12 protein-coding genes are annotated in these 12,680 nt (G+C 45.3%); 5 read left to right on the top strand and 7 right to left on the bottom strand.

Annotated features, from left to right (window positions below):
• Window positions 1-101 precede the first annotated feature (101 nt).
• A complete protein-coding gene (locus ANCC_RS13135; protein ID WP_006565612.1) occupies window positions 102-554 on the top strand; it encodes a PaaI family thioesterase in 453 nt (150 codons plus the stop codon).
• Between the two features lie 379 nt (window positions 555-933).
• Here the strand turns inward: ANCC_RS13135 and xdhC are convergent, their stop codons facing one another.
• From xdhC to ANCC_RS13105, 6 genes are all read right to left on the bottom strand, one after another.
• A complete protein-coding gene (gene xdhC / locus ANCC_RS13130; protein ID WP_006565611.1) occupies window positions 934-1,422 on the bottom strand; it encodes a xanthine dehydrogenase subunit XdhC in 489 nt (162 codons plus the stop codon).
• A 1-nt stretch (window position 1,423) separates the two neighbouring features.
• Window positions 1,424-2,302, bottom strand: a complete 879-nt coding sequence (xdhB, locus tag ANCC_RS13125) for a xanthine dehydrogenase subunit XdhB (protein WP_006565610.1) — start codon at window positions 2,300-2,302, stop codon at window positions 1,424-1,426.
• Window positions 2,303-2,313: 11 nt separating this feature from the next.
• Window positions 2,314-4,599 carry a xanthine dehydrogenase subunit XdhA gene (xdhA, locus tag ANCC_RS13120; protein ID WP_006565609.1) on the bottom strand — a complete coding sequence of 762 codons (2,286 nt, stop codon included), beginning with the start codon at window positions 4,597-4,599 and terminating at the stop codon, window positions 2,314-2,316.
• Between the two features lie 169 nt (window positions 4,600-4,768).
• The gene (locus ANCC_RS13115; RefSeq protein ID WP_006565608.1) at window positions 4,769-6,043 is read right to left on the bottom strand and encodes a VanZ family protein; all 1,275 of its coding nucleotides are present in this window, start codon (window positions 6,041-6,043) and stop codon (window positions 4,769-4,771) included.
• A gap of 42 nt (window positions 6,044-6,085) precedes the next feature.
• Window positions 6,086-7,543, bottom strand: coding sequence for a GHKL domain-containing protein (locus tag ANCC_RS13110; protein WP_006565607.1), 1,458 nt, complete (start codon window positions 7,541-7,543; stop codon window positions 6,086-6,088).
• Window positions 7,527-8,285, bottom strand: a complete 759-nt coding sequence (locus ANCC_RS13105; RefSeq protein ID WP_006565606.1) for a LytR/AlgR family response regulator transcription factor — start codon at window positions 8,283-8,285, stop codon at window positions 7,527-7,529. Before ANCC_RS13105 ends, ANCC_RS13110 begins: the two co-directional genes overlap by 17 nt.
• Before the next feature lie 269 nt (window positions 8,286-8,554).
• Between ANCC_RS13105 and ANCC_RS13100 the strand changes: the two genes are divergently transcribed.
• The 4 genes from ANCC_RS13100 (at window position 8,555) to spoIIID (ending at window position 11,945) form a co-directional block, all read left to right on the top strand.
• Entirely contained in the window at window positions 8,555-9,556 is a 1,002-nt protein-coding gene (locus ANCC_RS13100; protein WP_039946125.1) for a CobW family GTP-binding protein, read from the top strand.
• Between the two features lie 14 nt (window positions 9,557-9,570).
• Window positions 9,571-10,527 (top strand): TIGR03943 family putative permease subunit, encoded by a 957-nt coding sequence (locus ANCC_RS13095; protein ID WP_006565603.1) that lies wholly within the window; start codon window positions 9,571-9,573, stop codon window positions 10,525-10,527.
• Window positions 10,528-10,700: 173 nt separating this feature from the next.
• Entirely contained in the window at window positions 10,701-11,609 is a 909-nt protein-coding gene (locus ANCC_RS13090; RefSeq protein ID WP_006565602.1) for a D-alanyl-D-alanine carboxypeptidase family protein, read from the top strand.
• A 60-nt stretch (window positions 11,610-11,669) separates the two neighbouring features.
• On the top strand, window positions 11,670-11,945 hold the full coding sequence (spoIIID, locus tag ANCC_RS13085; RefSeq protein ID WP_022261237.1) for a sporulation transcriptional regulator SpoIIID: 276 nt from the start codon (window positions 11,670-11,672) through the stop codon (window positions 11,943-11,945).
• A 53-nt stretch (window positions 11,946-11,998) separates the two neighbouring features.
• Here spoIIID and ANCC_RS13080 read toward each other — a convergent pair whose 3' ends face one another.
• A complete protein-coding gene (locus ANCC_RS13080) occupies window positions 11,999-12,640 on the bottom strand; it encodes a hypothetical protein (RefSeq protein WP_006565600.1) in 642 nt (213 codons plus the stop codon).
• Window positions 12,641-12,680 lie beyond the last annotated feature (40 nt).

Below are 12,680 nucleotides of genomic sequence, written 5' to 3'. Positions count from 1 at the left end.
ACATCTGTTACAGGTAGCATTTACATAAAACAGAATTATTATACAAAAGCAAGGATCTGTGTTAAAATTATCAGAAAGTAAAAAGAAGGGAAGTGAATTTTATGGGAAACCGTGAGAGTTTTGAGAAAAATATGAGACGCAGAGTGGAGGCCATCCGCCATGTGAGCGACCACAGTATTTTCAATGAATTGAGAGGAAAGATTGTGGATTACAATTATGATGAAAAACGTGTCACGATGGAATATGAGGTCGGGGATTTCCATCGAAACGGGTTTAATATTATGTTTGGAGGATCTTTGGTTGGGATGTTCGACATCACCTTCGGCACGCTGACAAGCGGACTGGGCGATTATGATATCGCACCTACGGTCCAGCTCTCCACTTCCTTTCTGAAGGGAGTACCCATTGGATCTACAGTGACAGTAAAAGCCGAAGCTGTGTCCACTGGAAAAACGATCATGAATTTCATGGGAAAAGCGTATGTGGGAGACGAGCTGGTGGGCAGTGCTACCGGAATATTTAAGACTCCGAGACCATTTAAAACATTTCGGTAATCAGTAATTCAAGACATTCTCCACATGATTTCCGTTCGGCTCTTAGAATGGCTCACTCCAATCATGTAGAAAATGGACGTAATGTCTGCTGGAAGGGTATTTTTGAATAAAAGGGGCTATTCAATGCAAGATTTCTTTATTCATTAGCCTTCTTCAGAAGAAACTATGTCCATTTTCACCAGTTCGGAGGCATTGCATTCGAAGGAAGGTTAGTTTTTCTTCTTTCAGCAAAGGTTCGGAGGTGGTGCGCGAAGCGCAGTGAGGCTGTTTGAGCGTCAGCGAGTTCCGAACGGGCCGCCGGAGAAACTTTGATGAAAGTTAGAAAATCTTACCTTCCGGAGACAGCAAGCCGCAGAACTGGTGAAAATGTCATGATAATTTACAGGGATTGGTTTTCCTTGTGTACCTTCTGCACCGCATTTACGATATTTTCATAGCCCGTACACCGGCAGAGGTTTCCTGCCATATGTTTCCGGATCATATCCCGAGTCAGGGTTTTTTCACCTCGTTCCAGAAGGACTGTGGCGGACATAATAAAACCCGGGGTGCAGAAGCCGCACTGAATGGCGCCTTCTTCGATAAATGCCTCCTGGATTCTTGTGAGTTCTCCATTCGGTCCCATGAGGCCTTCCAGAGTGCGGATCTGTTTTCCCTGGGCCCACACGGCCAGATAAATACAGGAATCGATGGTCTCTCCATCCACAATGACCGTACAGGCACCGCATTCACCCACCTCACAGCCCTTTTTTACGGAAGTCAGGCCAAGGCGGTTTCTGAGCATTTCTAAAAGGGATTCTCTCACATCTACATATTCAGCCACTTCATGACCGTTGACCGTACAGGTTATAAGTTTTTTCTGCTGTTCCATACTACCTCACCTCCTGGAGTTTTACGGCTTTTTGCAGTGCCCGTCTGGCGATCTCGCCTCCGATCTGGATGCGGAAACTGCGGGATGCACGCCAGGAATCTCTCGGATTGATTTCGGTGCGGACGGATTCCTCGATCTTGTCGTAAAGACGGTCATCAACAGCAATCCCCTTTAATTTTGATTCTGTCTCCACGCACCGGAAAGGTGTGGGAGCCGCAACGCCAAACGCTATTTTCACATCGTTCAGTGTCCGGGCAGACAGATCGGTCCTGCACAGGACGCAGCAGCTCAGCGCTGCAATATCCATGGCATTCCTCATGGCATATTTAATATAGTGCCCGGTATAACCTTCGTAATTTTTCTTGTCGATGAAGATCCGGGTCAGTATTTCTCCGTCTCTTAAATCTACCCGGCCCGGTCCCAGATAAAAATCTTTTATGGGGACGATCCGCTCTCCGCCGGGACCGGAAATCTTCAGCCGGGCATCCAGACAAAAACAGGCAGGTGCACTGTCTGCGCTGACGGCTCCGTTGCAGAGATTTCCGCCGATGGTGCCGATATTGCGGATCTGGGGACCGCCTACCTGATCTGCCGCCTCTGAAAGCACCGGGATATATTGACGGATCACCGGGTCCTCTGTCAAATGATGAAAGGTGACAGCAGCTCCTATGGAAATTGTTCCGTCCTTTTCCATGGAAACTCCATGCAGATCTCTGATACCCCGTATACTGATCAGGCTGGAGCCTGCCAGTTTCCCTTCCCGGATGCGGATCAGCACATCGCTGCCGCCGCAGATGAGTATGGCGCCGGGATGTTTTTGTAAGAGATCACAGGCATCTGCCACGGTGTCTGCTTCATAATAATCTTCTATATCATACATATATTTCCCCCTTATATCAAATCAGCTTTTTTTAATGCCTCAAATACCCTCTGAGGTGAAAGAGGGATTTCATTGACCGGAATCCCGGTTGCGTGAAGAAAAGCATTGCGGATGGCCGGAGCAGGAGGGATTGCGGGAGGCTCGCCAAGAGCCTTGTTTCCGAACGGGCCCGTTGGATCTTCAAGTTCCACAAAGTCTAAATGGAGATCCGGGGAGTCCATCATAGTGGGAAGCTTGTAGTCTAACAGGCTGCCGTTCAGTACGCGTCCGGTCTTTTCATCCAGGAGCATCTGCTCACTCAGACCATAGCCTATGCCCATGGACATGCCGCCGTGGACCTGCATGGAGGCCAGCTGTGGATTGATGATCTTTCCGCTGTCATGGACATTGATGATATCGAGTATCTTAATCTTAGCTAGTTTTAAATCTACTTCAATTTCCGCAAAACAAGCTCCGAACGCAAGGGTGTTTTTCTTGATCTGCCGGGATACATCCGACGTGATGGCGGCAGAAGAAGTCCTGCTGTAATAGCTGTGAAAAGCCAGTTCTTCAAGGGACAGGACCGGCTTCCGACCGCAGAGGATCTGTTTATCATACAGAGAAAGCTCCTGATCCCTGTATTCTTCAGCAACCAGAGTCCTGGCATAGGTAAGAATTTTTTCTTTCAGGAGTTCGGCACATTCTTTGACGGCGGTGCCGCTGATATAAGTTTGTCTGGAAGCGTAAGCTCCCGTGTCAAAAGGGGTAATGTCCGTATCCTGAAAGGACTGAATGTGGACGTCATCAGGGGAAAGACCCAGGACCTCCGCCGCCATCTGTGTAAATACAGTGTCGGAACCCTGCCCGATTTCTGCGGCGCCGGTCTGGAGCTGGACACTCCCGTCCTGATTGAGGATAAGCCTGGCTCCGGATATTTCCAGGGAAATGGGCCATACACCGGTCTTATAGCTGAACAAAGCCATGCCCACACCGCGCCGGATATTCCCGGACTGGTTTTGGTATAAGCTGCGTTTTTCCTCCCAGTGTATGTAGTCTGCTCCGCGCCTCATACACTCTCTGACGCCGTTGGTGTTTGCGGCGAGAGGAGTTAAAACAGGATCTTCAAAATATCCGTCATATAGGTTGAGCTCCCGGAACTTTAACGGGTCCATGGAAATTTTACAGGCCAGATCATCCATCAGACATTCGGATACGAAGCAGAACTGGGGGATACCATAGCCCCTCATGGCTCCGCCTACCGGTGCATTTGTATAGACGGTATAAGCATCGGCCCGGATATTTTTTACATCATATAAATGGCGCCATGCGGTAGCGCCGTTGGCTGCGATGGCATGGCCGTGTGAGGCGTAGGCCCCCTGGTTGGAATAGGCTTTCATATCTTTGGCGAGAATTTTACCGTCTTTTGTTACGCCTGCCGTCAGGTCATATTCAATGGAATGGCGGGTCCTGGTGTTTGTAAACGTTTCCTCTCTGGAAAGCTCCAGTTTCACCGGACGGCCGCCGACAGAGGCAGTCAGAAATGCATTGAGAGGTTCATAGAGAACCTCCTGTTTGTTGCCGAAGCCTCCGCCGATATATGGCTTTATGACACGGACTTTTCCCCATGGGATGCCCAAGGCCTGCCCGATGACTCTCCTCACGATATGGGGGATCTGGGTGGAACATACGACAACGATCCTGTCTTTTTCCATGTAGGCATAGGAAATCGGCGGCTCAATGTGGCAGTGCTGGACGATAGGGGTGCGGAAACTTTCGCTGAGTACGGCATCTGCCTGCGAGAGTGCATCGTCCACATGTCCGATCTCGTAGCTGCTCTTTGCAAGAATATTGTCCGGATGTTCTTCGTGAACCGGCGGAATGGTTCCCTTCATGGCATCCCGGGGATGAAGCACCGGGGCATATTCTTCGTACTCTGTCCGGATCAGTTTTAAAGCCCTGGAAGCGGTGACTTCATCTTCGGCGATCACGGCGGCAACATCGTCGCCGTAATAACGGATTCTACCGGTCAGCAGACGGCGGTCCGCCGTATCCTGGTGAGACGGCTCTACGGACCAGGGATGGCCGGGAGTGGGATATGTATGTTTTGGGACGTCACGGAAGGTGACGACTTTTACTACCCCTTCGAGGGCCTCCGCCTCACTTGTGTCTATAGAAGCGACAATACCGCTGGCAATGGGAGCATGCAGCACTTTCGCAGTGAGACAATGCTTCGGGATCAGATCATCGGTAAATTTGGCTCTTCCGGATACCTTCTCGTAAGCATCCACCCTTTTTATGCTTTGACCAACAGTTCTCATAGGCAGTCCCCCTCTGAATATAAAATACCTGAGCGTTCTCTAACAACATTCTATGTAAAAGAATGCTGTCAGAGACGCCCAGGCCACGATCTTTTAATTGTAAATAAATTGTACCAAATTCCATACAATGTGTCAACGAAAGTCAGCTGACGCATGAAGCGGGGAAACGCTATTTGTGGAAAATGTAAACAGTAACAGATTCCGCGTAAAAGATTTTATCTTTGACGGTTCCTTTCAAAAGAACGCTGCGGTCCTTTTTCAGATCCTTTAAGCTGCCTTTCCGGTAGCTGGTTTTTGTTCCCTGATTATAGGCATCACAGACAGTAACCTTCAGATCTTTTTTATATTTTACTGTGATATGAATACCAGTGCTTTCGGCAATCTGTCCGCCGTTTTTCTTGTCATCGTATGTGTTGATCTTGCTGATCACAAAGGTTTCTTTTCCTATACTTATGACAGTGCCGTTCAGTTCTTTCTTTTCCACAGAAGCGCCGTCTGCCTTGACGCTTTCACTGTCTGTATTGACAGGGTCAGACAGAACGATGATATCCGCATTCCTGCCATTTTTAACAAACCAGGCAGAAACTTTGGAATGTTTTTTTACAGATTTCAGCTGGGATAAGCTGTATCGTTTATAGACAGTATTAATCTGATGAAAACTGGTCTTCTCCTTTTCAAAACTCAAATGGAAGACTTTTGTCTCAGGGGTGATATTTATGACAGAAGGATCGCCGAATGCCTCATCTGTGTCGCTGGTGCACCGGAGCTTTCTGTCACTTCCGGACATAAAGTAACCAGTATAATCAGGCTCTTTTTTTGGTATGTCCTCCCCGCCTATGACTGAACTTTTATAATGCACGAGACCCAGGCGGCTCCCGAATTCCACATAGGCGATGGCACCCGCTCCGGCAAATGAAAGGAGTCCAAGGATCAGGCTGATAAGATAGATCCGGTGCAGATCTTTCCTGCACAGAGCCGACAGAATATGAAAACAGAGAATTCCCGCGGCAGCGCCGAGTACATTCAGAAGCAGGTCGTCAATGTCGGCAGAACCAAGATAAAAAACATATTGGCTGGTCTCAAAGAAGAGACTTAAAAGTGCCGACAGGAACAGAATCTTTCGTTTAGAAATCTTCGGGCTTTTCAACAGAGCAAGAAGATAACCAAAAGGGAGGAAAATCAGGCTGTTTCCCAAAAGATTTGATATGCTCCACAAAAAATTCCCGCTCCCTGCAATACGGGAAAAATTAAGAAAGGTCTGAAAAGGAATCAGATTGAATGAGCGGAATCCCTTTTTCTCACCGGTCAAAAATTTTGGAACAGCAGAGAGGTCCGTATCTTTTAACAGAACGATCTTGATCAAAATCAGCAGATAAAATAAAAATACTGCCCAGAAAAATCGTTTGAAATATTTGTTTGTTCTTGTTTGTTTTTCTTTGTTCATAGTGATCTCCTTTGCTATGTGTGGAGATCAGGCAAAACGGAATCATTCAGATCTGGTAATTTCAAGGTGCTGAATGAATTTTCCGTTGTTTGTATAGGAGTTTAAAATAATATTAGGATAGGTTTCCAGTATCTTATGGACGATCATCAGCCCATTGCCCCGGCCCAGTCCTTTATCTGACAAGCCGGGCACTACCTCCTTCTCCCTACGGACAGAGTTTGAGATAACAGCCTCATACATATCTTTATTTGAAACGAACCGGATATCGATTTGTTTGTCCATGGTAAGTGCGGCTTCCTCCATGGCATTGTCGAGAAAAATCCCTAAAATGCGGATAAAGTCCAGAAAATCAATGCTGTCTGTGATCAGGCTTTCTTTAAAAACACCGTCGAACGACAGGCGGATATCTAAGTGCTCCCGAAAGCCGGCAGAGATTTTATAATATAGAAAAGCTCGGAGCTGTTCATCGTCCGCCTGCTGCAGCTGGGCATATAAATCATTTTTCTTAAGCTCATCCTGAAAATAAGGATTGACGGTTTGCTTAAAATATTCTTTCAGAGGTTCATCATGGCTGTTCTCAATCAGATGGCCCAGAGTAAAAAGGATATTTTTCATATCATGCTTTAAATTTCTGATCTCTGTCAGGTTTTTCTCCAGATCATTGCTGTACAAAAGGAGGTTTTCCTCATAGCGCCGTTTTGCGTCGATGGTAAAACGATACTTGGAAAACATAAGAAGAGTTGCCAGGATGATGATCTGGATCAGCAGGACACAGACTGTTATCGTATCCATACAATTCATGATCTGGTGATAAAATTCAGAATAATCCGCCGTATAAAAAAGTGTCATAAACATGGAGAGCTGATATTGAAAAACCAGAGCCAGCACAAATAAACAAACGGTACATAGAATAAAATTCCGGGCGATCTTCGGATAAGACTTCTCCAGCACTGAAATTTTAACCAGATATCTTCCAAAAATTTTTCTGATCAGCAAGATCAAAAGGGTATCCAGCAAAACCACAGCAGCGGACAGAAGAATAAAGATCCCTGCTTTGACCAGATATTCAGTCTCAAGCCCGTTTGCATAGCGGAAATAAAAACCTTTGAAAGAGTCATAAATATTCCGAAGAAACACACGGTTTGCCACATACAGGATAAATGTGATCCATGAAAACAAAACTTTGCCTTTCTGAAGCTCTTTTCTGTAGTAGCCGATACCAAAAATCAGAAAGAAGATCAGGAAATCTGAAAATCCTTCAACAAAGTCCGGTTTCGACACGACCATGAAAATGACAGTAAATAACAGCAGAAAATCGGGGAGCCGGAAGCGCAGCAGATTTAAAATGGCGATAGACAGAACAGAAACAAGGCTGATCACGAAATACTGCATAGCCGTAGTACCAGTCATTAACAGTATTCTCGGAAGCTGCGTGTACCATATCAGCCCCATGACTGCGGGATAAAGCAGCCACAGGATTTTTTTAGCTTTGCTTTCCATATATGACTCCTTTTATTTCATTTCTCTGCCGGAAGGAACAGGGGACCGTATCCCCATTGATAAACTTGATCATTCCATCGGAGAGTCCGATCATATGGCACTTCTGGACAATGACGGAGCGGTGGCTCTTCATAAAGCCTGCGCCTAAAGTCTCAAGTGCATGGTCGATTGTTTCTCGGACTGTAATGGAAGAACCGTTCACTGTATGATAGCAGATACAGTGGGACTTTGTCTTGACTGCCTCCACATACAGGATATCGGCTTTTGGAAGTGACAGTTCCTCATCGGTGCCGATTTTTAAAGTGACAGTTTCTGTATCCTCTTCAGATTCCTTAGAGGGAAAGCTTTTTTTGGCCAGATAGATATACTGATAGCAGCACTGGTTCATTTTCATAATGTCTGTGGTCTTTTCGATAAAGCCAAAAGGCTCCACTCCGGATTTCAGTACATTGAGTGCCAGTTCATAGTGGTTCGTCACAAATACGATCTTTGAGCCGGGAAAACTTTTTTTGATCTGTTTTGCTATATCAATTCCATTAAATTCATTGCTTCCAAAATCCAGATCCAGAAAAAAAAGATATTCACCGGGATGTTTCTTTAAATAAAGAAACAGTTCCTGATAGCCGGAGGCAACACATGCAATCCGGCCTTCGGGGATGGACTCTGATAAAATGTGTTCTACCTGTTCTCTGATGATCTTTAAAATAAAAGGATCATCATCGCAGAGAATGATTTCTAACATAAAACTCCTTTCTGATTGCCTGATCTCTTTTGTTTCCTATACAGGAACTACTATAAGAGAAGAAAACAAGAATGTCTTAAAAATATCCTGTGATACCTGGGACAGAACGTGAAGTTTTAAGGATTGATTACGTTCAGGACAAAGACCGTGCATTCGGGATATTTGAAATATTTTAAAAAAGTAGTACAATAAAAAATACTGTGGTATAAGTAGAATTATATGTGACCCGGCCGCAGGATGCAATCATCCAAAGAAAGGAAGTAAGAATTATGACAAAAATAGATATCATTTCAGGATTTTTAGGAGCAGGGAAGACAACGCTTATTAAAAAGCTTTTAAAAGAGGCTCTGGGACAGGAAAAGGTTGTCCTGATCGAAAATGAATTCGGCGAAATCGGCATCGACGGCGGATTTTTAAAAGAGGCCGGGATCCAGGTGACGGAGATGAATTCCGGATGTATCTGCTGCTCTCTGGTAGGAGACTTTGGAACGGCGCTCAGAGAAGTAGTTTCACAGTACTCCCCGGACCGCATCATCATTGAGCCGTCCGGTGTGGGAAAACTGTCCGATGTGATCAAAGCAGTGCAGAAGGAAGCAGAAAACTGTGATCTCTCACTGAACAGCTTTGTCACTGTGGCAGATGCAAAGAAGTGCAGGATGTATATGAAAAACTTCGGGGAATTTTACAATAATCAGATCGAATACGCAGGAACTGTCATATTGAGCAGGACCGGTCAGGTAAAGGAAGATAAGCTCGGACAGGCAGTCAGCCTGATCAGAGAACATAACCATAAGGCAGCCGTGATCACGACGCCGTGGGAGCAGCTGGACGGAGAGAAAATCCTTTCTGTGATGGAAGAGGGAAACCAGCTGGAAAAGCAGCTGTTTGAGGAAGAAGAAATCTGTCCGGAGTGCGGACACCATCATGAACATGGAGAGCATCATCACCATCATGGAGAGGAACATCACCACGAACACGGCCATCATCATGCGGATGAAGTGTTTACAAGCTGGGGGGAGGAAACACCTCACAAATATGAGAAAGAAATGCTGGAACAGATCCTGAAGAAGCTGGCAGAGTCAGATGATTTCGGCATGATTCTGAGAGCGAAAGGCATCGTGGAAGGGCCGGATCATACATGGCTGCATTTTGACATGGTGCCGGGTGAGTACGAGATCCGTCAGGGAGAAGCGGATTATACCGGCAGAATCTGTGTCATCGGATCAGATCTCAACACGGAAAAAATCCAGGCCCTTTTTGGGCTTAAATAGGGAGGTAAAAAACTATGGAAATGCCGGTTTACCTGATATGGGGATTTTTAGAGAGCGGCAAAACTTCTTTTATAAAAGACACTTTGAACCAGGAATATTTTGCGGACGGTGAGCGGACGATGATTCTTTCATTCGAAGAAGGGGAGGAAGAATATGAAAAAGAGTTCCTGGAGGAAAGTAATTCCTTTGTTCTACAGATAGATGACATAGAAGATTTTACCCCAGCCTTTGTAGAAAACTGTGAGAAAAATTACCATCCGGACCGTATTATGATCGAATATAATGGAATGTATCAGATCGAGGATGTCATGGATGTGATCGATGAGACAGACCTGGAATTGTATCAGATCATTGTCACGGTGGATGCGTCTACTGCGGATCTGTATTTAAAAAATATGCGGTCTCTGATGGTGGAGATGTTCAAGATGGCGGATATGGTCATTTTCAACCGCTGTACCGATGAGACCAATGCGTCCTCCTATAGAAGGAGTATTAAGGCAGTCAGCCGGAGGGCGCAGGTAGGATTTGAACGGGCGGACGGAAAAGAATTTGAACTCAATGAGATGCTCCCGTACGATCCGGAGGCAGAGATCATCAGGGTCAATGAGGATGATTTTGGAATCTGGTACATTGACGTTTTGGAGCGGCCCAATGTTTATATGGGCAAAGTGGTGGAGCTTTCCAATGTATTTGTCAGAAGGCCTCATGGAATCCCTGCCGGGCTGATCCTGCCGGGCAGGTCTGCTATGACATGCTGTGAGGACGACATAACATTTATCGGTTTCATCTGTCAAATGCATCATGTCAAGTCCTCTACAATGAAGAAAATACAGGATGGTTCCTGGGCCGTGCTGACGGCGAAAATCAGTATGGAAAACCATAAAGCGTACGGAGGAGAGAGGGGCCCTGTTCTAAAGGCGCTGCGCATAGAACAGGGAACACAGCCAAAAGAAAAGCTGATCTACTTTTAAGCAGCACATCGTAAGAAACGGAGACAAACGTCGGCCGTTTGGCCTGAACGTTTGTCCCTTTTTTATTTGGGGCAGGATGATGCTCAACACAAGGTTTTTTTGTTACGGTTCTTTTTTTTATCTTTATACTGAAAATTAGAAAAAACTGAAAGGATAAAACAGGAGGGACTAGAATGAAAAGAAAAAGAATATGCTTGCTGATCATCATTTTTGCCATAGGATTGTGGGCAAAAGGCGGAGAGTGGTTTCCTAAAGACATCCCATTTGGAGATGACGTTTTCAAGGAGGTATCAGACTTAAGGCAGGTCTCAGATCAAAAGATTTACAGCGATGCTGCGGTTTTGGCAGAACAAAAATCCGGCAGGATCCTAATGAATAAGCAGGGAAATAAGAAAATATATCCTGCATCTTTAACAAAGATCATGACAGTTCTGCTGGCTGTAGAATCTGTTTCTAATGATGAAAAGGAAATCCTGATGAACCAGGATATTTTTCAGTCGCTGGCCCAAAGCCATGCCTCCGTTGCAGGATTTCTGCCGGGGGAGAGAGTAAAGATAAAAGATCTTTATTATGGAGCAATGCTGCCGTCAGGAGCGGAGTGCTGTCTCAGGCTGGCAAATTATCTGGCAGGAAGTGAAGAAAAGTTTGCCCTGCTGATGAATCAGAAGGCAAGGGAAATTGGAATGAAGCACACAAACTTTGTTAATTCAACCGGCCTGCATGATCCGAAGCACGTTTCAACAGCAGAGGATTTGGAGATCCTTCTCCGGTATGCTCTGAAAAATCCCCGGTTTAGAAAAGTGTTTGAGACAATGCAGTATCGGACAGAACCAACACAAAAGCATCCGGAAGGACTTCTTCTGCAAAGTACTCTGACAGATTATAAAGACCAGCTGAAGCCAACGAACGGAAGTTTTCTCGGCGGAAAGACCGGATATACAAAAGAAGCAGGACTCTGCCTGGCAAGCTGGGTCAATATACGCGGAAAGAGGTATATACTGGTGACTGCGGGTGCCAGAGGAGACCATCAGACAAGACCGTTTCACGTGCTGGACGCAGAATCTATATATCAAGAATTATAGGAAGTCTAAACGGATATTCCCCTGCATACACTGTAAAAACAGAGAATGCAGGGGATTTTTATGAAAGAGTACATTGAAGAACGCGCGGTAGAAGTCGGCAATTATATCGTAGATAAAAAAGCCACAGTCAGACAAACTGCCAAAGTGTTCGGAATCTCTAAATCTACCGTACATAAAGATGTGACGGAACGATTGGAAAAGATCAATCAGTCCCTGGCCAGAAGGGCCAGAGAGGTACTGGATCTCAACAAATCGGAGCGGCACATACGGGGCGGCATGGCGACCCGTGGAAAATACGAGAAGATTAAAAAAAATACAAAAGCAATTCAGGGGTGAATTGCTTTTGTATTTAAGATACGGTATGCCAAAGAAGGCAGCACTTTTATGGGTCAGCGGCCGGCGTTGACATTTCCCGTCTGATTATGTAGGAGCTGTTCATTGAACTTCAGCAGGGAGGATACCGGTTTTGAAAGTGTCAGATACTGTCTTGTATGACACCTGAGCGAAGACTTTTTCTGAGCGTATAACTTTTGCGGAGTAAAAAAGTCAGAGCCCTCAAACGGTGTCCTTTTTATAGAAATATCAATCACGATATCTAAAAAACGATTCTGGTGAAAGATCTTCCTGGTACACTCCTTTTTATAAGTAGGATGGAGCTTGTTGATGGTGAACTGGAAATACAAAGAATTCATCGCCGGCTCTTCACTGTCCAGCAGGAATTGATAATCTCCGCTGAGAATTTTCTCTACTTCTTCCTGTGTCAGGGAAAACTTTGTCTTATGGACCACATGTCCGCTGGTCTGATTCTGAATGAAGAAAAAGTTTGTGTGGTCTTCTTCATAAATATAGTAACGGATATTCGGTTCTCTCTCAAGCCCCTCAAACATCAAAACTCTTACGGGCATGCTTATCATGTATTTTTCAGGAGACCTGGACAGCAGATATTCCTCCTGTATCTTTTCGTATTCTGTCTGACTGATATTTTTGTTGACTTCGGTGTAAGAAAGCTTTTCTACTAATATTTTACCCATAATAACTCCAATACGCAGTTTTGGTTTATTGTTTCTTATC

It is taken from the genome of Anaerostipes caccae L1-92 (genome assembly GCF_014467075.1).
Lineage (GTDB): Bacteria > Bacillota > Clostridia > Lachnospirales > Lachnospiraceae > Anaerostipes > Anaerostipes caccae.
The sequence above is the reverse complement of the archived record's forward strand: the minus strand, read 5'-3'. Positions and strand labels throughout refer to the sequence as shown.